The 19466-nt window shown below is 70.2% G+C and carries 19 protein-coding genes; 6 read left to right on the forward strand and 13 right to left on the reverse strand.

Annotation, left to right across the window (positions count from 1 at the left end; translation table 11 throughout):
- Positions 1-219: 219 nt before the first annotated feature.
- Positions 220-1467, forward strand: coding sequence for an ABC transporter ATP-binding protein (locus ABZV34_RS01115; protein ID WP_356270227.1), 1248 nt, complete (start codon positions 220-222; stop codon positions 1465-1467).
- A gap of 17 nt (positions 1468-1484) precedes the next feature.
- Entirely contained in the window at positions 1485-2309 is an 825-nt protein-coding gene (locus tag ABZV34_RS01120; protein WP_356270700.1) for an ABC transporter permease, read from the forward strand.
- 6 nt (positions 2310-2315) lie between these two features.
- On the opposite strand, the gene ABZV34_RS01125 is transcribed toward ABZV34_RS01120, so the two are convergent.
- Positions 2316-2648 carry an ATP/GTP-binding protein gene (locus tag ABZV34_RS01125; protein ID WP_356270229.1) on the reverse strand — a complete coding sequence of 111 codons (333 nt, stop codon included), beginning with the start codon at positions 2646-2648 and terminating at the stop codon, positions 2316-2318.
- A 220-nt stretch (positions 2649-2868) separates the two neighbouring features.
- Between ABZV34_RS01125 and ABZV34_RS01130 the strand changes: the two genes are divergently transcribed.
- Complete coding sequence (locus ABZV34_RS01130) at positions 2869-3897, forward strand: LLM class flavin-dependent oxidoreductase (protein WP_356270231.1); 1029 nt, start codon at positions 2869-2871, stop codon at positions 3895-3897.
- An 81-nt stretch (positions 3898-3978) separates the two neighbouring features.
- Here ABZV34_RS01130 and ABZV34_RS01135 read toward each other — a convergent pair whose 3' ends face one another.
- Complete coding sequence (locus ABZV34_RS01135; protein WP_101400700.1) at positions 3979-4371, reverse strand: SCO5389 family protein; 393 nt, start codon at positions 4369-4371, stop codon at positions 3979-3981.
- A 243-nt stretch (positions 4372-4614) separates the two neighbouring features.
- On the opposite strand from ABZV34_RS01135, the gene nucS reads away from it, so the two are divergent.
- Positions 4615-5286 carry an endonuclease NucS gene (gene nucS / locus ABZV34_RS01140; RefSeq protein ID WP_356270233.1) on the forward strand — a complete coding sequence of 224 codons (672 nt, stop codon included), beginning with the start codon at positions 4615-4617 and terminating at the stop codon, positions 5284-5286.
- Positions 5287-5384: 98 nt separating this feature from the next.
- On the opposite strand, the gene ABZV34_RS01145 is transcribed toward nucS, so the two are convergent.
- The 3 genes from ABZV34_RS01145 to ABZV34_RS01155 all read right to left on the reverse strand — a co-directional run bounded on the left by ABZV34_RS01145 (position 5385) and on the right by ABZV34_RS01155 (position 9548).
- On the reverse strand, positions 5385-7931 hold the full coding sequence (locus ABZV34_RS01145) for an ATP-binding protein (protein ID WP_356270235.1): 2547 nt from the start codon (positions 7929-7931) through the stop codon (positions 5385-5387).
- Positions 7932-8222: 291 nt separating this feature from the next.
- Positions 8223-8546 (reverse strand): STAS domain-containing protein, encoded by a 324-nt coding sequence (locus ABZV34_RS01150; RefSeq protein WP_356270237.1) that lies wholly within the window; start codon positions 8544-8546, stop codon positions 8223-8225.
- Positions 8547-8699: 153 nt separating this feature from the next.
- Positions 8700-9548 carry a 3-hydroxyacyl-CoA dehydrogenase family protein gene (locus ABZV34_RS01155; RefSeq protein ID WP_168530272.1) on the reverse strand — a complete coding sequence of 283 codons (849 nt, stop codon included), beginning with the start codon at positions 9546-9548 and terminating at the stop codon, positions 8700-8702.
- A gap of 306 nt (positions 9549-9854) precedes the next feature.
- Between ABZV34_RS01155 and ABZV34_RS01160 the strand changes: the two genes are divergently transcribed.
- Positions 9855-10427 carry a cob(I)yrinic acid a,c-diamide adenosyltransferase gene (locus tag ABZV34_RS01160; protein WP_153288571.1) on the forward strand — a complete coding sequence of 191 codons (573 nt, stop codon included), beginning with the start codon at positions 9855-9857 and terminating at the stop codon, positions 10425-10427.
- Between the two features lie 192 nt (positions 10428-10619).
- Complete coding sequence (locus ABZV34_RS01165; RefSeq protein ID WP_356270239.1) at positions 10620-12458, forward strand: glycoside hydrolase family 18 chitinase; 1839 nt, start codon at positions 10620-10622, stop codon at positions 12456-12458.
- A gap of 99 nt (positions 12459-12557) precedes the next feature.
- On the opposite strand, the gene ABZV34_RS01170 is transcribed toward ABZV34_RS01165, so the two are convergent.
- The 8 genes from ABZV34_RS01170 to atpE all read right to left on the reverse strand — a co-directional run bounded on the left by ABZV34_RS01170 (position 12558) and on the right by atpE (position 19401).
- The gene (locus ABZV34_RS01170; RefSeq protein WP_356270241.1) at positions 12558-13004 is read right to left on the reverse strand and encodes a DUF2550 domain-containing protein; all 447 of its coding nucleotides are present in this window, start codon (positions 13002-13004) and stop codon (positions 12558-12560) included.
- A 161-nt stretch (positions 13005-13165) separates the two neighbouring features.
- Positions 13166-13540 carry a F0F1 ATP synthase subunit epsilon gene (locus ABZV34_RS01175; protein WP_168530269.1) on the reverse strand — a complete coding sequence of 125 codons (375 nt, stop codon included), beginning with the start codon at positions 13538-13540 and terminating at the stop codon, positions 13166-13168.
- A 130-nt stretch (positions 13541-13670) separates the two neighbouring features.
- The gene (gene atpD, locus ABZV34_RS01180) at positions 13671-15107 is read right to left on the reverse strand and encodes a F0F1 ATP synthase subunit beta (RefSeq protein WP_356270243.1); all 1437 of its coding nucleotides are present in this window, start codon (positions 15105-15107) and stop codon (positions 13671-13673) included.
- Positions 15107-16024: a F0F1 ATP synthase subunit gamma gene (locus ABZV34_RS01185; RefSeq protein ID WP_356270245.1), complete on the reverse strand. Its 918-nt coding sequence runs from the start codon at positions 16022-16024 to the stop codon at positions 15107-15109. Before ABZV34_RS01185 ends, atpD begins: the two co-directional genes overlap by 1 nt.
- 21 nt (positions 16025-16045) lie before the next feature.
- A complete protein-coding gene (atpA, locus tag ABZV34_RS01190) occupies positions 16046-17635 on the reverse strand; it encodes a F0F1 ATP synthase subunit alpha (protein ID WP_356270247.1) in 1590 nt (529 codons plus the stop codon).
- Positions 17636-17760: 125 nt separating this feature from the next.
- A complete protein-coding gene (locus ABZV34_RS01195; RefSeq protein WP_356270249.1) occupies positions 17761-18582 on the reverse strand; it encodes a F0F1 ATP synthase subunit delta in 822 nt (273 codons plus the stop codon).
- Positions 18579-19130, reverse strand: coding sequence for a F0F1 ATP synthase subunit B (locus ABZV34_RS01200; RefSeq protein WP_168530265.1), 552 nt, complete (start codon positions 19128-19130; stop codon positions 18579-18581). Before ABZV34_RS01200 ends, ABZV34_RS01195 begins: the two co-directional genes overlap by 4 nt.
- A 40-nt stretch (positions 19131-19170) precedes the next feature.
- Entirely contained in the window at positions 19171-19401 is a 231-nt protein-coding gene (gene atpE, locus ABZV34_RS01205) for an ATP synthase F0 subunit C (RefSeq protein WP_031039373.1), read from the reverse strand.
- Positions 19402-19466 lie beyond the last annotated feature (65 nt).

A 19466-nucleotide genomic window follows, 5' to 3' on the forward strand; every position in this document is an offset into this window, starting at 1 on the left:
TCCCGGGTTCCCCTTCCGGCCTGACCTGGGACGACCGGTACCTGACAAGGGCCGAAGCCCGGGACGGGCCCTCGCCGTCGATCCCTCCCACGCCTCTCCCCCCACGTGACCTGCACGATTTTACTTTCTCTTGAGCGGAACCGTCAGCGCCCCGATATCCTCCTAAGCCTTACGGGGGCGTGCGCCCCGACGTCCTGAACCTTTCGATGGGTGCGGAGCATGATCGAGGCAGTCGGCCTGACGAAGCGCTATGGCGCCAAGACGGCCGTGTACAACCTTTCCTTCCAGGTGCGGCCGGGCGCCGTCACCGGCTTCCTCGGGCCCAACGGCTCCGGCAAGTCGACGACGATGCGGATGATCCTCGGCCTCGACAACCCCTCCTCGGGCCAGGTGACGATCGGCGGCTTCCCGTACCGCAAGCTGCCCAACGCGCCCCGCCAGGTCGGCGCGCTCCTCGACGCCAAGGCCGTGCACGGCGGCCGGCACGCCCGCAACCACCTGCTCTGCCTCGCCCAGCTGTCGGGCATCCCGGCCCGCCGGGTGGACGAGGTGCTCGGTGTGGTCGGTCTGCAGGACGTGGCCAAGAAGCGCTCCAAGGGCTTCTCGCTCGGCATGGGCCAGCGGCTCGGCATCGCCGCCGCGCTGCTCGGCGACCCGCAGGTGCTGCTCTTCGACGAGCCGGTCAACGGCCTCGACCCCGAGGGCATCCTCTGGGTCCGCAACCTCATGAAGGCGCTCGCGGCGGAGGGCCGTACGGTCTTCGTCTCCTCGCACCTGATGAGCGAGATGGCGCTGACCGCCGACCATCTGATCGTGATCGGCCGCGGCCAGCTGCTCGCCGACCAGAACATCAAGGACTTCATCTCGCACAACTCGGCCGACTTCGCCCGGGTCCGTACCCCGGACACGGAGCCCCAGCAGCGCGAGAAGCTGACGGCCGCGCTGACCGAGGCGGGCGGCCAGGTACTGCCCGAGCAGGACGGCGGCCTCCGGGTCACCGGGCTGCCGCTGTCCCGCATCAGCGACCTCGCGCACGGCGCCGACGTACGCCTGTGGGAGCTGTCGCCGCACCAGGCCTCGCTGGAGGAGGCGTACATGCGGATGACGCAGGGCGCCGTCGACTACCGCTCGACGATCGACCTGCGGGCCGGGCTCCAGCAGGAGCTGCCGCCCGGCGCGATGCCGCCGCCGCAGATACCGGTGCCGGGGCAGGGCCAGTCCGGCTGGTACGCACCGCCGCCGCCCCAGCAGGGCGGGCAGCCGTTCGCGATGCCGCAGGGAGCGCCCCGGACGGGCCCGTACGGCGCCCCGGGCGCCCCGGCCGCCGGGCAGGGTCCCTACGGCGCTCCGCCCGCTCCCGGCGCCGCTGACGCCAACCCGTACGCCCAGCCCGCGCCGCAGGCCGCCGCGCAGCCGCCCGCGGCGCCCGCCGCCCCCGACCTCACCAAGCCCGAGGACGCCCGATGAGCACGCCCCAGCCGCCGATGCCGCAGCCGACCGCCGCTGCCCCCCACTGGCAGGGGGCGCCCGGCACGTCGTACACCTCGCCGATCCCGATCACCCGCACCCACCTCGGGCACGCGCTCACCTCCGAGTGGACGAAGATCAGGTCGGTGCGCTCCACGCTGTGGACGCTCGGCATCTTCCTGCTCCTGGTGATCGGCATCGGGTTCCTGGTCGCCGCGCAGACCCAGGACACCGACTTCGGCGACGTGCCGTACACGATCCCGGCCTTCTTCGGGCTGATCCTCGGTCAGATCTGCCTGATCACGCTCGGCGTCCTGGTCGTCTCCTCCGAGTACGGCACGGGGATGATCCGGACCACCTTCACGGCCTCGCCGCAGCGCTACCGGGTGCTCGCCGCCAAGCTGATCATCTTCTTCGTGGTCGCGTTCGTCGTCTCCGCCTTCGCGATCGGCCTGGTCGGCCTGGTCACCTCGGGGATGCACAGTGGCGCCTCGCACGTCTCCTGGGGCGGTTCGGTCCTCAAGGGCGCGCTCTACGTCTCGCTGCTCGGCGTCCTCGCGCTCGCGGTGGGCTCGATGCTGCGGCACTCGGCGGGCGCGATCACCACGATGCTCGGCGTCGTCCTGGTCCCCGCGATCATGCCCGCGTTCCTGATGATGTCCCAGAGCATGCGCACGATCGGCGAGAAGATGCAGGAGTACAACGCTCCCAACGCCCTCGCCAAGATCTTCGCGCTGGACAGCGAGAACGGCACCGGCGGCGCGCAGCTCGGCCTGCTCGTCGGGGTGACGGCGGCGGCGATCGTCGGCGCCTTCGTCCTGCTGGAGCGCCGTGACGTGTGAAGTGCCCTAGAACCTGGGCCCGTTACGGGACCGCTGCACCCGCGTGGTGCGGCGGTCCTTCGCGTTCCAGCAGGCCTTGTGCCAGTGACGGCGCTCGTCGACGCCCGAGTGCTCCGGCCAGGCCACCACGTGCGGGAGACCGGCGGGGATCATCTGGTCGCACCCCGGGCAGCGGTAGGTCTTGCCCTGCGCGCCGGCTCCCGCCACATGACGCACACTCCACTCCTCGCCCTGCCAGTCCTCCGTGGACTGCCAGCCGCCGTACCGCCCGGAGCGGTCGTCCTCCGCGCTCCGGCCGGAGGAGTCGGAACCCTTGGAACGGTTGCGACGCGGGGACACAGGACACCTCACGGAGCTGTACAGGGGGCAGGGGCCTCGTCCAGCCTACGCGGCACCCACAGGGGTAGGCGTACCTCGCGACCCGCTCGGATCGCCCTCCTGTCGGCGCATTCTGCAGACAATCCGGAAATCCCTCCGACAACCCGTGTCTTCGGCACGTGTCGGACGGTTATGCCGGTCGGGGGAGCTCCGCGTCGGAGCCGAGGAAGCAGGAAGCACCATGCACGTGGGAAGTTTTGTACTGGCGGCCCAGTTCCCCGGACAGGGCCAGGGAGAGGCGCTGCACCGGGCGGTACGGACGGCCGAGGTCGCCGAGGCGGCCGGGCTGGACGCGGTATGGCTGGCGGAGCACCACTTCGTGCCGTACGGGACGTGCCCGTCGGCCGTGACCCTCGCCGCCCTGCTGCTCGGCCGCACCAGCCGCATCCGCGTCGGCACCGCCGTGAGCGTACTGCCCACCGTCCACCCGGTGGCACTCGGAGAGCAGGCCGCGCTGCTGCACGTGACCTCCGGCGGCCGCTTCTCGCTGGGCGTGGGGCGCGGCGGCCCCTGGGTCGACCTGGAGGTCTTCGGCTCGGGCCTGGAGGCGTACGAGAAGGGGTTCCCCGAATCACTCGACCTGCTGATGCGCTGGCTGCGCGAACCGTCCGTGGAGGCCCGCGGCGAGCGGTTCACCTTCCGCGAGGTCCCCGTCGTCCCCAGGCCCTCGGAGTCACTGAGCGGCTCCCCCGGTCCCGAGGTCGTGGTCGCCTGCACCTCGCCGGCGAGTGTGCGGCTGGCCGCCGAGCGCGGACTGCCGATGCTCCTCGGCATGCACGTCGGTGACGAGGAGAAGGCCGAAATGGTGGCCCTGTGGCGGCAGTACGCGCGGGTGGCGGGCCGCCCCGCGGACGAGATCCGCGCCGCGGCCCATGTGTCCGCCGGCGTCTGCCAGATCGCGGACCGCCGTACCGACGCCGTGGAGACGCTCCTCAAGGCGATGCCCGGCTGGTTGAGGCAGGGGCTGGACGCGCATGTCACGGTCGACGGCCGCGCGCGCTCGATGCGGGACCCGCACGCGTACACCGAACTGCTCTGCGGACTGCACCCGGTGGGCACCCCCCGGCTGTGCGCGGACCGGCTCGCGGCGACCTCGGAGCGGACCGGCATCTCCCGCTTCGCCCTGCTCGTCGAGGGCTCGGGCGATCTGGCGGCGACGGAGGAGAACGTGCGCAGGCTCGGCGCCGAGGTGCTCCCCCACCTCGGCTGAACCCCGCACGCGGGAAGCTTGCCGCCCCGGTACAGATGCACCTCCCGCGTACGGAGCGGCAAGCAGTGCGGCATCAAGGCGTCAGCAGTCGCGGAACTCCGGCGACTGGTTCAGCAACTGACTGCGCACCGAGGTGAAGCGTGCCAGCGTGTCGTCCACCGATGCGTCCAGTGGGAACACCGCCACCCGGTGGCAGTTCTGGAAAGCCAGCCGCACACCGAAGTGCCGCTGCAGCGCGCCGCGTATCGCGTCACTCGCGAGCGCACGCAGCAGCTGGCCACGTGCCTGCTCGTCCGGCGGAGGCGTCTGGTTGTCGGCGAAGTTGCCGCCGTCCACCTTCAGCTGAGCCACCAGGGAGCTGATCATCTCCCATGCGTAGGGCAGGGAGGTCCGGACGCAGTCGACGAATTCAGCTTCGTCGACCTCGCCTCGCTCGGCCTTTTCGAGTAGGGCCGGTGAGACGTCGAGCGACATGGGTTCTCCTCTCGCACCCCCAGAGCGCGGGGGTTGCCGGACAGATGAGGGAACTCGCGATCTCCAACACGCTGAGTACACGCATCGCGACCTCCCGTTTATACGGTAAGCAACGGACCGTGACGGCACCAGGAGAATGCGCACATAGTGAACTCCCACTAGGCACACAATCAGCCACCACCGAACAGGCGTCTTCCAGGGCGAATCGCGTCGACCTGCGCCCGTCGAGTAGCGTTGCCGACCATGCGTCTCGTCATTGCCCGCTGCTCCGTTGACTACGCGGGCCGGCTCACCGCCCATCTCCCGTCGGCCCCCCGCCTCATCCTGGTGAAGGCGGACGGCAGCGTCTCGATCCACGCGGACGACCGCGCCTACAAGCCCCTCAACTGGATGTCGCCGCCGTGCACCCTGAAGGAGGGCGCGGGCGAGGAGGAGGGCGTCTGGACCGTCATCAACAAGGCGGGCGAGAAACTCATCATCACGATGGAGGAGATCCTGCACGACTCCTCGCACGAACTCGGCGTGGATCCCGGCCTGATCAAGGACGGCGTGGAAGCGCACCTCCAGGAGCTCCTCGCGGACCGCATCGACACGCTCGGCGCGGGCTACACGCTCATCCGCCGCGAGTACATGACGGCCATCGGGCCCGTCGACATCCTGTGCCGCGACGCCGAGGGCGGGACCGTCGCCATCGAGATCAAGCGGCGCGGCGAGATCGACGGTGTGGAGCAGCTCACCCGCTACCTCGAACTCCTCAACCGCGACCCGCACCTGGCGCCGGTCCGCGGCATCTTCGCCGCCCAGGAGATCAAGCCCCAGGCCCGCGTCCTCGCCACCGACCGCGGCATCGGCTGCACGGTCCTGGACTACAACGCGCTGCGCGGCATCGAGGACGACAAACTGCGCCTGTTCTGACGCACACCGCCGAGACCTCCGACAGCGCCGACGCGCACGAACGCACAGAAGAGGGCCGGTTCCGCGGACGGAACCGGCCCTCTTCGCCGTGCCCGGTCTCAGATCACCGCGCCGCTCGGGGACCCGGCGCCGCCGCTCGCCGGAACGCCCGCGGCACTGCTCTCCGGAGCGCCGAGGGTGGCGCTGCTCGCCGGTGCGCCGGGGCCGCTCGCGGTGTCGGTGGTGGACGGCTCCGTCGACGGACTGGGGGAGTCGGACGGCGACGGCGACGCTGAGGAACTCGTCGACGGCTTCGGCGAGGAAGGGCTCGTCGACGGCCTCGACGGGGACGACGACGGCTTGGTGGTCGGCGGCTTCGAGGTCGGCTTGGACGGCGACTTCGACGGCCCGGCGCCCGACCCGTGCGTACCGCTCGGATCGTCCGACGGCTTCCCGTCGGCCGGCGGCGTCGGGTCGTCCGAGGTCCCGTACGTGCCGTCGGGGCCGGGATCGGTCGGCGTGCTCACCACGCCCCCGCCGCTCCCTCCGTCGTCCCCGCCCTTCTTCGGCTTGTCCGCGCCGAGACTGTCGTCGTCGGAGCCCTGGCTCGCCGACGGGTTGACGCCGACCCGCTCGGACGGGGTGTCGCCGCTGTTGTTCGAGGTCGCGCCGAGCGTCACCACGGTGCCCAGCACGGCCACCAGGAGCGCGCCCGCGCCCGCCGCGACCAGATTGCGCCGGGTACCGCTGACCAGGCGCCCGGCGACCCCGACGCGCTTGTCCGGACCCGGCTGCGACCGATGGGTGATCAGCGTCGAGGTCTCGCCGTACGGGTCGGACAGCGCCACCGCGGGGAACGCGGCCGGTACGCCACCGGGCGGCGAGGCCGACTCCTCGTGCCGCGCGTCGGGCACCTCCTCGCCGGCCGTCGCGAGAGCGCCGGGCAGGACCTCGCCGGAACGGTCGGCGACCAGCGCGAGGGCGCGGCGGCCCGCCACGGTGCCCCGCTTGTCGGCGAGGGCGCCGCGCAGCCCGATGGAGGCCTCCAGCTCGGCGCGGGCCCGGTCCAGCTGGCCGCCGCAGAGCGCGAGAATGCCCAACTCATGGTGGAAGTAGGCCTGTTCGGCGACCTCTCCGGCGAGTTGGGAGGCCTCGGCGCCGGCCCGCAGGGCCCGCTCCCAGGCGCTCCAGTGCAGCCCGGCGGCGAACGCGGGCGCGGCCGTGCGCGCCAGCAGCACGGCGGGGTTCTCGTCCTGCTCGTCGGCCGGGGCCGTGCTGAGCGGGACCAGCACCCCGAGCGCGGCGAGCACCGCGTCGGCCTCCGCGCAGACCCGCTCCTGGGTGACCGAGGGATGTCCGGCCCACCAGGTGTAGTGCTGGGCCGCGGCGCGGGCCTGCTCCTCGATGTCGTCGGCGTACCCGGCGGTCTCCAGCTGGGCCTGCACACCGGCCGCCAGCCGGTAGCGGGAGCCGACCGGGGAGACCAGCGAGCAGCTCGCCAGTTCGGCGAGCGCCGCGTCGGCGTGGGTGTCGCCCATGAGGGCGGGCAGATGCGCCTGGTGCGGCACCTCGCCGCCCAGGGCGACGGCGAACCGCAGGGTGGAGCGGGCCGACTCGCTGAGCCGGGACGCGAGCAGCGAGGCGGGTGCGGCGCCCTCGGCGAGCGAGGGCAGCGGTATCGCGGTGCCCTCGCCGTCGTCCAGGGGCGCGTCCACCGGGGCGTCCTCGAGGTAGCCGTAGGCGTCGAAGGCGCTCGGGTCGGCGCTCAGCCGGTCGCGCTGCCGCAGCAGGGCGCCTGCCTGCATGAAGCGCAGGGGAAGTCCCTCGGACTCGAACCAGAGGTCGCCCGCCCAGTTCGACTCCTCCTCGGTCAGCTCGCGTCCGACGGCCCGCTCCAGCAGTTCGAGGCCGCCGGCCCGCCCGAGGCCGCCGAGGTGCACGTCTTCGAGGAGGGAGCCCGCGGAGGGCGCGGGGACGTCGGGGGTCGCGGCGACGAGGAAGGCGCACTCGGGGGTTGCCTCGAGGAGCTCGTCCAGCGCGGCGCCCCCGATCTCCGCGTCGTCGAGGACGACGACCGCGCCGATCGCGTGGACGAGGTCGCTCAGCTCGTCCCGTTCCGGCCGGTGCAGGGGCGCGCGGTACACCGCGGCGAAGAGGTCGTGCAGGAGGTCGTTCGCGCCGCGCCGGTAGCCGGAGAGACGGACGACGCCGTCGGGCGCGAGGTCCGCGCAGTCCTCGGCGACGGCCTCGAGCAGGCTGGTGCGGCCGGAGCCGGCCGGGCCGGTGAGGCGTACGGAGCGCCCGCGCGCCAGCAGGCGGACCAGCTTCTCGCGCTCCTCCTGGCGCTCAAGGAGCGGCAGCCTGGGCTGGGCCGGTCCCGCCGGTACGGGCGGCTGGGAGGCGCGGTTCAGTTCGGCGCGCTCCAGGGCGGTGAACTTCACCGGCCGCTGCGGACGCTCGTCCGGCGGGCAGGTCTTTATCTCGCTGCCGTCGACGGGATTGACGGTGAGCAGGAAGTCGCCCGAGACCAGCTGGACCGTACGGGCCAGTGCGGGCGTGTGCTGCCCCAGGTCCGCGGTGAGCGGATCGCGTGGCGGGCGCGGGCGAGGCGCCTGACCGTCGTCGTCATGGACGTACTCTTCCGGTCCCCGGTTGTTCGGGTCCATGTTCCAAGCCCCCCAAAAGCGTCGTGTGCCGAGCCCCTCCCGGCCTGGCTGCACACCGCGCTGTCGCTTCTGGTCCGGTGCCCGCTCTCAGGGTTTCGGGCGGCGGGCAGCCGAACCCTAAACCTTCGCACAGTATCTAGGAACAGCCGGGGTACCGCGCCGCCCGAGACGTCACAGCTTCATGAGGATTGTGCGCGTCGTACGTTTCGTACGCCGCTCAGGTGGTACGTCGCTCAGGGCGCGTACGCCGGGGCGCACCCGGCCGGCTCCGCGTGAGGGACCGCGACCGGGTCACACACGGGGCAGCGACTCGACCCCGATGCCGCCCTCGATCGCGAGGATCCGGTGCAGCCGGGTGGCCACCAGCAGACGCTGCATCTGCGGGGGCACATCGCGCAGCACGAGCCGCCGGCCGCACCGCCCGGCCCGTCGGTGGGCGCCCATGATGACACCGAGTCCGGTGGCGTCCCAGGAGTCCAGCTCGGACAGGTCCAGCACCAGGTCGCCGGCTCCGTCGTCGACGGCCGAGTGCAGGACCGTACGGGCGTCCGCCGCGCTGCGTACGTCGAGGCGGCCCCCGACGACCACCTCGGCGTGGTCGCCCCTGATGTACATATGCGCTCCCCGGGAGTGCGTCTCGTACGCTGCGTCAGCCTGCGTCTTCCGTGTGCACCGTCTGACTGCCCTGAGGGCCCAGAGGTTGCCGTCTGTAAGCGAACCGATACCGAATTCACCTCATGGGGTGATGCTCCAGAGGCGCACGCGATGTCAGTGCTTGTAGAAGCCCTGCCCGCTCTTGCGCCCGATGTCACCGGCGTCAACCATCCGGCGCATCAGTTCCGGCGGGGCGAACTTCTCGTCCTGGGTCTCGGTGTAGATGTTGCCGGTGGCGTGCAGCAGGATGTCGACGCCGGTCAGGTCGGCCGTGGCGAGCGGTCCCATGGCGTGTCCGAAGCCCAGCTTGCAGGCGAGGTCGATGTCCTCGGCGCTCGCCACGCCGGACTCGTACAGCTTGGTGGCCTCGACGACGAGAGCCGAGATGAGACGGGTCGTCACGAAGCCGGCCACGTCACGGTTGACGACGATGCAGGTCTTGCCGACGGACTCGGCGAACTCCTTCGCGGTGGCGAGGGTCTCGTCGCTCGTCTTGTATCCGCGCACCAGTTCGCACAGCTGCATCATCGGCACCGGCGAGAAGAAGTGGACACCGACGACCCGCTCCGGGTGCTCGGTGGCCGCCGCGATCTTGGTGATCGGGATCGCGGAGGTGTTGGAGGCGAGTACGGCGTCGGGACGGACGATCCTGTCCAGGGTCCGGAAGATCTCGTGCTTGACCTCGAGCTTCTCGAACACCGCCTCGACCACGACGTCCGCGTCCGCGGCGGCGTCGAGGTCGGTGGTCGCGGTGATCCGGCCGAGCGCGGCGTCGGCGTCGTGCGCCTCCAGCCTGCCCTTGCTCACGAACCTGTCGTAGGAGGCCTTGATACCGTCCGTGCCACGCTTCAGCGCCTCGTCGGTGACGTCGCGCAGGACGACGTCCCAGCCCGCCTGCGCGGACACCTGGGCGATGCCGGACCCCATCAGGCCGGCTCCGATGACGGCGAGCTTCCGTGCCACTGTGCGACTCCCCTGACGCGCTGTATATGTCTGCCTCTCGGGCGGACACTAGCGCTCGCGAGGTCCCGTGTGACCGGTAAGTAATGCGCGTCACGTCTCATCTGACGGACATCACACCGGATGGCTCACCCCGCGTCGCGCACCCCGTAGTTGAGCGCCTCCCTGCCCAACAGGTCCCGTGCCCCGCCGAGGAGGACAGGCACCTCGCGTGACACTTCGTCCGGTTTGCGGCCGGCCCCGCGGCGCCCGCCGTGACGGTGGGCACACGTGCGCGCCGGAAGGCCGGGGCGTAACTACGCTGACCCCATGGTCAATCTGACGCGCATCTACACCAGGACCGGCGACCAGGGCAGCACCGCCCTCGGGGACATGAGCCGGGTCTCCAAGACCGATCTGCGGATCTCGGCGTACGCGGACGCCAACGAGGCGAACGCGGTGCTCGGTACGGCGATCGCGCTGGGCGGGCTCGACGAGGACGTCGTCACCGTCCTCACCCGTGTGCAGAACGACCTGTTCGACGTGGGGGCCGACCTGTCGACCCCCGTGGCCGAGAACCCCGCGTACCCGCCGCTGCGCGTCGAGCAGTTCTACATCGACCGGCTGGAGGCGGACTGCGACCGCTTCAACGACGAACTGGAGAAGCTCCGCTCCTTCATCCTGCCCGGCGGCACACCCGGCGCGGCGCTGCTGCACCAGGCGTGCACGGTGGTACGGCGGGCCGAACGCTCGACGTGGGCCGCTCTCGAGGCGCACGGGGACCTCATGAACCCGCTGACCGCCACCTACCTCAACCGCCTCTCCGACCTGCTCTTCATCCTGGCGCGGACGGCGAACAAGGCGACCGGCGACGTCCTGTGGGTGCCCGGCGGGGAGCGCTGATCCGCAGCGGACGGGGAGCGGACGGGCCCGGCGGCTGATCGCCGGGCCCAAGCCGCCGTTCCGGCGCGGGAGTTGGGGCTTCGAAACAGTGCTGCGTTCACTGGTCCAGACCTATTGACCTATGGTCCAGACCTTTCTATTCTCACCGCACTGCGCTCAGTCATGCCCACGACACCCCCGAGGAGAGGCATCATGCGCTTCCGGCACAGAGCCCGACAGAAAACCGTGGCAGGTCTCACCACCCTGCTCCTCCCCCTCGCCGCCCTCGTCGGCCTCGCGAGCCCCGCCCATGCGGCCGCCTCGGCCACCGCCACCTACACCAAGACCCAGGACTGGGGTACGGGCTTCGGCGGGCAGTGGACCGTCAAGAACACCGGCACCTCCGCCATCAGCTCCTGGACGATCCAGTGGGACTTCCCCACCGGCACCTCCGTCACCTCGGCCTGGGACGCGGACGTCACCAACTCCGGCACCCACTGGACCGCCAAGAACAAGTCCTACAACGGCACCCTCGCCGCGGGCGCCTCCGTCTCCTTCGGCTTCAACGGCGCCGGCTCCGGCTCCCCCTCCAACTGCTTCCTGAACGGCGGCAGTTGCGACGGCGGAACCACCGTCCCCGGTGACAACCCGCCCTCCGCGCCCGGCACTCCCACCTCCTCGTCCCTCACCGACACCTCGGTGAAGCTCTCCTGGAGCGCGGCCACCGACGACAAGGGCGTCAAGAACTACGACGTCCTGCGCGGCGGCACCAAGGTCGCCACCGTGACCGGTACGACCTACACGGACACCGGCCTGAGTGCCGGCACCGACTACTCGTACACCGTCCAGGCCCGTGACACCGCCGACCAGACCGGTCCGGCCAGCGGCGCGGTCTCGGTGCACACCACCGGCGGCACCACCACCCCGCCGCCCACCGGCAAGGCCGTCAAGCTCGGCTACTTCACCGAGTGGGGCATCTACGGCCGCAACTACAACGTCAAGAACCTGGTGACGTCGGGCTCGGCCGCCAAGATCACGCACATCAACTACGCCTTCGGCAACGTCACCAACGGCCAGTGCGCGATCGGCGACTCCTACGCCGACTACGACAAGGCCTTCACCGCCGACCAGTCGGTCAGCGGCGTCGCCGACACCTGGGACCAGCCACTGCGCGGCAACTTCAACCAGCTGCGCGAGCTGAAGGCCAAGTACCCGAACATCAAGATCCTCTGGTCCTTCGGCGGCTGGACCTGGTCCGGCGGCTTCGCCCAGGCCGCCGCCAACCCGGCCGCCTTCGCGCAGTCCTGCTACAACCTCGTCGAGGACCCGCGCTGGGCCGACGTCTTCGACGGCATCGACATCGACTGGGAGTACCCGAACGCCTGCGGTCTGTCCTGTGACACCAGCGGCGCCGCGGCCTACAAGAACCTGATGCAGGCCCTGCGCGCCAAGTTCGGCACGGGCAACCTGGTCACCGCGGCCACCACGGCCGACGGCACCTCCGGCGGCAAGATCGACGCCGCCGACTACGCGGGCGCCTCGAGTTACGTCGACTGGTACAACGTGATGACGTACGACTTCTTCGGCGCGTTCGCCGCACAGGGCCCGACCGCCCCGCACTCCCCGCTCACCTCGTACAACGGCATCCCGACGCCCGGCTTCACCACGGCCGACGCGATCGCCAAGTTCAAGTCGAAGGGCGTGCCCGCGAGCAAGCTGCTGATCGGCATCGGCTTCTACGGCCGAGGCTGGACGGGCGTCACCCAGGACGCCCCGGGCGGCACCGCGACCGGACCCGCGCCGGGCACGTACGAGCAGGGCATCGAGGACTACAAGGTCCTCAAGACGTCCTGCCCGGCCACCGGCACGGTCGCCGGAACCGCGTACGCGCACTGCGGCAGCAACTGGTGGAGCTACGACACCCCCGCCACCATCGGCACGAAGATGGCGTGGGCCAGGACCCAGGGTCTGGGCGGCGCGTTCTTCTGGGACTTCAGCGGCGACACCAGCAACGGTGAACTGGTCAGTGCCGTCAACACCGGCCTGAGCTGACCCCGCACCACCCGGCACCACCTCGCACAGCCGCCGCGGGCGGACCTCCGGGTCCGTCCGCGGCGGTCTTCCCGGATCACGGGCGCCGGCGGGCGAGGGTCAGGCGACGTTCACACGCTGTCCGGGCGGGGCCGCCTCCAGCCACGCGAGGAAACCGGTCAGCGCGTCCTCGCTCATCGCCAGCTCCAGCCGCGTGCCCCGGTGGACACAGGTCAGGATGATCGCGTCGGAGAGCAGCGCGAGCTCCTCCTCACCGTCCGGGGCGCGCCGGCCGGCCACCTCGATCGCCGAGCGCTCCAGCACACGGCGCGGGCGGGGGGAGTACGAGAAGACGCGGTACCACTCGATGCGGTCACCGTTGTAGCGGGCGACGCCGTAGCCCCAGCCCTTGCCGCTGGTGTCGCTCTTCTCGGGCACGTCCCAGCGCAGGCTGCAGTCGAACGTGCCGCCGGAACGCTGGATGAGCCGGCGGCGGAGGCCGAAGACGAACAGCCCCACCACCACGAGAGCCACTACCAATCCGCACACAGTCAGAGCGAGGACCATCGACACCGACCTCCTCGTCTCCTAGGTAACGGAAAAGAAAAAACCTCCGCATTCGCCTCAGCCGCGGCCGGGGCCGGAATCATCCGGTCCCAGCCGCGGCTGAGGCAAAGCATCACTCGGCACTCCCCCAGTACCCTAAGGGTCTGGGAGGTGCCCCCGGATCAGCGCGCCGACACCGCCCGGAGTCGGACATCCGCCCGACGCTCGGCGGAGGCATCGCCCTCCGCCTTGGCGCGCTCGAGCTCCCGCTCCACGCGCTGGACGTCGATCTCGTCCGACAGCTCGGCGATCTCGGCCAGCAGCGACAGCTTGTTGTCCGCGAACGAGATGAAACCGCCGTGCACAGCGGCGACGACCGTTCCACCATCACTCGTACGAATGGTCACCGGGCCCGACTCCAGCACACCGAGAAGCGGCTGGTGACCGGGCATGACGCCGATGTCGCCGGACGTGGTACGCGCGACGACCAGGGTGGCCTCGCCGGACCAGACACTGCGGTCCGCGGCGACGAGCTCGACATGCAGCTCAGCAGCCAAGGTGGGCTCCTCGGGTCACCACCCGGCCGTTGCCGCCGGGTGTTGGGTCAAAGTCTAATGGGCGTGAGGAGGGGGACGGGACGCACCCCGCGAGGTGCGGCCCCGCCCCCCTCACTCATGAACACGAGGTTCAGGAGACGCCGAGCTCCTTGGCGTTGGCCTTGAGGTCCTCAATGCCACCGCACAGGAAGAACGCCTGCTCCGGGAAGTGGTCGTACTCGCCGTCGATGATCGCGTTGAAGGCCACGATCGACTCGTCCAGCGGGACGTCCGACCCGTCGACGCCGGTGAACTGCTTGGCGACGTGGGTGTTCTGCGACAGGAAGCGCTCCACGCGACGGGCACGGTGGACGGTGAGCTTGTCCTCCTCGCCCAGCTCGTCGATACCGAGGATCGCGATGATGTCCTGAAGGTCCTTGTACTTCTGAAGAACCGACTTGACGCGCATCGCGGTCGCGTAGTGCTCCGCGGCGATGTACCGCGGGTCCAGGATGCGGGACGTGGAGTCCAGCGGGTCCACGGCCGGGTAGATGCCCTTCTCGGAGATCGGACGGGAGAGCACCGTCGTCGCGTCGAGGTGGGCGAACGTGGTGGCCGGGGCCGGGTCGGTCAGGTCGTCCGCGGGGACGTAGATCGCCTGCATCGAGGTGATCGAGTGACCACGGGTCGAGGTGATGCGCTCCTGGAGGAGACCCATCTCGTCGGCCAGGTTCGGCTGGTAGCCCACCGCGGAGGGCATCCGGCCGAGCAGGGTCGAGACCTCGGAGCCGGCCTGCGTGAAGCGGAAGATGTTGTCGATGAAGAACAGCACGTCCTGCTTCTGCACATCGCGGAAGTACTCCGCCATGGTCAGACCCGCGAGGGCCACGCGCAGACGGGTGCCCGGGGGCTCGTCCATCTGGCCGAAGACAAGGGCGGTCTTGTCGATGACGCCCGAGTCCGACATCTCCTCGATGAGGTCGTTGCCCTCACGGGTGCGCTCGCCGACACCGGCGAACACGGAGACACCGTCGTGGTTGTTGGCGACGCGGTAGATCATCTCCTGGATGAGCACCGTCTTGCCGACACCGGCACCACCGAACAGACCGATCTTTCCACCCTTGACGTACGGGGTGAGAAGGTCGATGACCTTGACGCCGGTCTCGAACATCTCGGTCTTCGACTCGAGCTCGTCGAAGCGCGGGGCCTTGCGGTGGATGGACCAGCGCTCGCCCGAGTACTTCTCGTCGGAGTTCAGCACCTCACCGAGGGTGTTGAACACCTTGCCCTTGGTGAAGTCGCCGACCGGGACGGTGATGCCCGCGCCCGTGTCGGTGACCGCGGCCTGGCGGACCAGACCGTCGGTGGGCTGCATGGAGATCGTGCGGACCAGGCCGTCACCCAGGTGCTGGGCGACCTCCAGGGTCAGCGTCTTCTTCTCGCCGGCGTTGGCCGGGTCGGCCACCTCGACGTGAAGGGCGTTGTAGATGTCCGGCATCGCGTCGACGGGGAACTCCACGTCGACGACCGGGCCGATGACCCGGGCGACGCGGCCCGTGGCAACGGCCGTCTCAGAAGTCGTCGTCATTACTTGTCACTCCCCGCGGTCGCGTCGGCAAGGGCTGCGGAGCCGCCGACGATCTCGCTGATTTCCTGGGTGATTTCGGCCTGGCGGGCCGCATTGGCAAGGCGGGAGAGCGTGGTGATCAGGTCTCCCGCGTTGTCGGTCGCCGACTTCATCGCGCGGCGCGTGGCGGCGTGCTTGGAGGCAGCCGACTGGAGCAGCGCGTTGTAGATACGGCTCTCGACGTAGCGCGGCAGCAGGGCGTCGAGGACGTCCTCCGCCGATGGCTCGAACTCGTACAGCGGAAGGATCTCGCCCGTGCTGGACGTCTCCTCCGCAACCTCTTCGAGGCGCAGCGGAAGCAGTCGGCTGTCGATCGCCGTCTGCGTCATCATCGAGACGAACTCGGTGTAGACGATGTGGAGTTCATCCACGCCGCCGTCCGCCGTCTCCTTCTCGATGGCCTCGATGAGCGGACCCGCGACCATCTTCGCGTCCGCGTAGGTGGGCTCGTCGGTGAAGCCCGACCACGACTCCGCGACCTTGCGCTCGCGGAAGTTGTAGTGGGCCAGACCGCGGCGGCCGACGACGTACGTGTCGACCTCCTTGCCCTCGGCCGCGAGACGGGCGGTCAGCAGCTCCGCCGCCTTGATGGCGTTGGAGTTGAAGGCGCCGGCCAGTCCGCGGTCGCTCGTGAGGAGCAGCACCGCGGAACGCGTCGCCGTCTCCGCCTCCGTGGTCAGCGGGTGCTTGGTGTTCGACCCGGTACCGACCGCCGTGACCGCGCGGGTGAGCTCGGTCGCGTACGGCGCGGAGGCCGCCACCTTGCGCTGCGCCTTGACGACACGCGAGGCGGCGATCATCTCCATCGCCTTGGTGATCTTCTTGGTCGCGGTGACGGATCGGATGCGACGCTTGTAGACCCGGAGCTGGGCTCCCATGAGTCAGGTCCCTTCCTTACGTCACTTGGCGGCGGCCGGAGCGTCCTCGCCGAGAAGCTTCCCGTCCGAGGTCTCGAACTGCTTCTTGAAGTCCGCGATGGAGTCCGCGACGGCGGTGAGGGTGTCGTCCGACATCTTGCCGCCCTCCTTGATGGAGGTCATGAGGCCCTGCTCCTTGCGGTGCAGGTACTCCAGGAGCTCCTTCTCGAAGCGGCGGACGTCGGAGACCGGTACGTCGTCCATCTTGCCGGTGGTACCGGCCCAGACGGAGACGACCTGGTCCTCGGTCGACATCGGCTGGTACTGAGACTGCTTGAGCAGCTCGACCAGTCGCTGACCGCGCTCCAGCTGCGACTTCGACGCGGCGTCCAGGTCGGAACCGAAGGCGGCGAACGCCTCCAGCTCGCGGTACTGGGCGAGGTCGAGACGGAGCCGGCCGGAGACCTGCTTCATCGCCTTGTGCTGGGCGGAGCCACCGACGCGGGAGACCGAGATACCGACGTTCAGGGCCGGACGCTGGCCGGCGTTGAACAGGTCGGACTCCAGGAAGCACTGGCCGTCGGTGATGGAGATGACGTTGGTCGGGATGAACGCCGACACGTCGTTCGCCTTGGTCTCGACGATCGGCAGACCCGTCATCGAACCCGCGCCCATGTCGTCGGAGAGCTTCGCGCAGCGCTCCAGCAGACGGGAGTGCAGGTAGAAGACGTCACCGGGGTAGGCCTCGCGCCCCGGCGGACGGCGCAGCAGCAGGGACACGGCGCGGTAGGCGTCGGCCTGCTTCGAGAGGTCGTCGAAGATGATGAGGACGTGCTTGCCGTCGTACATCCAGTGCTGGCCGATGGCCGAACCGGTGTACGGCGCCAGGTACTTGAAGCCGGCCGGGTCGGACGCCGGGGCGGCGACGATGGTCGTGTACTCGAGCGCGCCGGCCTCTTCCAGGGCACCTCGCACGGAGGCGATGGTGGAGCCCTTCTGACCGATGGCGACGTAGATGCAGCGGACCTGCTTCTTCGGGTCGCCCGAGCGCCAGTTGTCGCGCTGGTTGATGATCGTGTCGACGGCCAGCGCGGTCTTGCCGGTCTGACGGTCACCGATGATCAGCTGACGCTGGCCACGGCCGACCGGGGTCATCGCGTCGACGGCCTTGTAACCGGTCTCCATCGGCTCGTGCACCGACTTGCGGACCATGACGCCCGGGGCCTGCAGCTCGAGGGCGCGGCGGCCGGACGTCTCGATCTCGCCGAGGCCGTCGATCGGGTTGCCGAGCGGGTCGACGACGCGGCCGAGGTAGCCCTCGCCCACGGCGACGGACAGCACCTCACCGGTGCGGTGCACCGGCTGGCCCTCCTCGATGCCGCTGAATTCGCCGAGGACGACCGCACCGATCTCGCGCTCTTCCAGGTTCAGCGCGAGACCGAGGGTCCCGTCCTCGAACTTCAGCAGCTCGTTCGCCATCGCCGAGGGAAGACCCTCGATCTTGGCAATACCGTCGCCGGCGACGGTGACCGTACCGACCTCCTCGCGCGAGGCCGCGTCCGGCTGGTACGACTGGACAAAGTTCTCCAGCGCGTCCCGGATCTCCTCCGGCCGGATCGTGAGCTCCGCCATCTGGGTTCCCTGCTCTCCTTGTTGGGCCCGAAGTGTTCTTGGGGGTCTGGGGTCAGCCCCCAGGAATCCTCTGCACGGCCCAACGAGGGCCGTAAGTACAACGTGTTACGCGTATTGAGTTGCTGCTAGGCGGCCATGCGGCGGCCGGCGTCGTCGAGCCGGTCCGCGATGGCGCCGTTGATGACCTCGTCACCGACCTGCACCCGGATCCCGCCGAGGACCTCGGGGTCCACGTCGAGGTTGAGGTGCATCGAGCGGCCGTAGAGCTTCGCCAGGGCGGCGCCGAGGCGCTGCTTCTGGCCGTCGCTCAGCGGGACCGCCGAGGTGACGACGGCGACCATGCGGTCCCGGCGCTCGGCGGCGAGCTTGGACAGGGACTCGAGTCCCGCCTCCAGGCTACGTCCACGCGGCGCGGTCACCAGGCGCGTCACCAGACGCTCGGTGGTCGCGTTGGCACGGCCGCCGAGCAGGCTGCGCAGCAGCTCGCTCTTGGCCGCCTTCGAGGCGGCGCGGTCGGTCAGCGCGGCACGCAGCTCCGTGTTCGAGGAGACGATCCGGCCGAACCGGAACAGCTCGTCCTCGACGTCGTCGAGCGTGTTCGCCCGCTGGGCGGCCGTGAGGTCGGCGATGTTCGCCAGCTCCTCCAGCGTGTCCACCAGGTTGCGCGACTGCGACCAGCGCGAGCGCACCAGACCGGCCACCAGGTCCGCGGCCGGACCGCCGACCTGGCCGCCCAGCAGGCGCTGGGCCAGCTCGGCCTTGGCCTCACCGGGCTGCGCCGGGTCGGTCAGGACCCGACGCAGGGACACCTCGCGGTCGAGCAGCGCGGTGACGGCGGCCAGCTCGTCGCCGAGCCGGGCCGCGTCCACGGACGTCGAGTCCGTCAGCGCGTCGAGACGCTCACGGGCTGCAGCGAAGGCCTCGCGGCTCGCTCCGTGCGCTGTCATCGAGTCGCCTCGGCCTTCGTGGCGGCCTCGTCGAGTCCGTCGAGGAAGCGGTCGATGACGCGGCTCTGCCGGGCGTGGTCCTCGAGGGACTCACCGACGAGCTTGCCGGCCAGGTCGGTGGCGAGCTTGCCCACGTCCTGACGCAGTGCCTGCGAAGCGGCCTTGCGGTCGGCCTCGATCTGCGAGTGGCCGGCGGCGATGATCTCCTCACGCTGCCGCTGGCCTTCCGCGCGCATCTCGGCGATGAGCGTGGCGCCCTGCTCCTGCGCCTCCTGGCGCAGCCGCGCGGCCTCGTGCCGGGCTTCGGCGAGCTGGGCCTTGTACTGCTCCAGCACGCTCTGGGCCTCGGTCTGAGCGGCCTCGGCCTTCTCGATACCGCCCTCGATGGCCTCGCGACGCTCGTCCAGAACCTTGTTGATGTTCGGGAGGAGCTTCTTGGCGAGGAAGCCGAAGACGATGACGAAGGCGATCAGGCCGATGACGAGCTCAGGGATCGGCGGGACGAGCGGGTTCTCCTGCTCGGCCGCCAGAATGAGCAGCTGGCTCATATCAGTGCCTTTCGTCTAGGGGGCTGTCGTCGATCCGACGTCACACGCCGTAGACGAACGGCATGACCAGACCGATGAGGGCGAGCGCCTCACAGAAGGCGAAGCCGAGAATCTGGTTGGCGCGGATCAGACCGGCGGCCTCAGGCTGACGGGCGAGCGCCTGGGTGCCGTTACCGAAGATGATGCCGACGCCGACGCCGGGGCCGATGGCCGCGAGGCCGTAACCGATCGAGCCGAGCGAGCCGGAGACAGCGGCAAGGGTCTGGGACATGCCAGTTCTTCCTTTTCTTTACGGACCGGTGGGGGTTGGCCACCGGACGACTGCGGGGTCGAGAA

The sequence above is a fragment of the Streptomyces sp. NPDC005195 genome (assembly GCF_040608315.1).
Lineage (GTDB): Bacteria > Actinomycetota > Actinomycetes > Streptomycetales > Streptomycetaceae > Streptomyces > Streptomyces kaempferi.

Excerpts from the sequence above, each read along its gene's own strand:
- ABZV34_RS01185 (WP_356270245.1), bottom strand. The coding sequence starts at position 16,024 with ATGGGAGCCCAGCTCCGGGTCTACAAGCGTCGCATCCGATCCGTCACC.
- atpA (WP_356270247.1), bottom strand. The coding sequence starts at position 17,635 with ATGGCGGAGCTCACGATCCGGCCGGAGGAGATCCGGGACGCGCTGGAG.
- ABZV34_RS01130 (WP_356270231.1), top strand. The coding sequence starts at position 2,869 with ATGCACGTGGGAAGTTTTGTACTGGCGGCCCAGTTCCCCGGACAGGGC.
- ABZV34_RS01115 (WP_356270227.1), top strand. The coding sequence starts at position 220 with ATGATCGAGGCAGTCGGCCTGACGAAGCGCTATGGCGCCAAGACGGCC.
- ABZV34_RS01150 (WP_356270237.1), bottom strand. The coding sequence starts at position 8,546 with ATGTACATCAGGGGCGACCACGCCGAGGTGGTCGTCGGGGGCCGCCTC.
- atpE (WP_031039373.1), bottom strand. The coding sequence starts at position 19,401 with ATGTCCCAGACCCTTGCCGCTGTCTCCGGCTCGCTCGGCTCGATCGGT.
- ABZV34_RS01200 (WP_168530265.1), bottom strand. The coding sequence starts at position 19,130 with ATGAGCCAGCTGCTCATTCTGGCGGCCGAGCAGGAGAACCCGCTCGTC.
- ABZV34_RS01160 (WP_153288571.1), top strand. The coding sequence starts at position 9,855 with ATGGTCAATCTGACGCGCATCTACACCAGGACCGGCGACCAGGGCAGC.
- ABZV34_RS01195 (WP_356270249.1), bottom strand. The coding sequence starts at position 18,582 with ATGACAGCGCACGGAGCGAGCCGCGAGGCCTTCGCTGCAGCCCGTGAG.
- nucS (WP_356270233.1), top strand. The coding sequence starts at position 4,615 with ATGCGTCTCGTCATTGCCCGCTGCTCCGTTGACTACGCGGGCCGGCTC.
- ABZV34_RS01135 (WP_101400700.1), bottom strand. The coding sequence starts at position 4,371 with ATGTCGCTCGACGTCTCACCGGCCCTACTCGAAAAGGCCGAGCGAGGC.
- ABZV34_RS01145 (WP_356270235.1), bottom strand. The coding sequence starts at position 7,931 with ATGGACCCGAACAACCGGGGACCGGAAGAGTACGTCCATGACGACGAC.
- ABZV34_RS01120 (WP_356270700.1), top strand. The coding sequence starts at position 1,485 with ATGCCGCAGCCGACCGCCGCTGCCCCCCACTGGCAGGGGGCGCCCGGC.
- ABZV34_RS01170 (WP_356270241.1), bottom strand. The coding sequence starts at position 13,004 with ATGGTCCTCGCTCTGACTGTGTGCGGATTGGTAGTGGCTCTCGTGGTG.
- ABZV34_RS01165 (WP_356270239.1), top strand. The coding sequence starts at position 10,620 with ATGCGCTTCCGGCACAGAGCCCGACAGAAAACCGTGGCAGGTCTCACC.
- atpD (WP_356270243.1), bottom strand. The coding sequence starts at position 15,107 with ATGACGACGACTTCTGAGACGGCCGTTGCCACGGGCCGCGTCGCCCGG.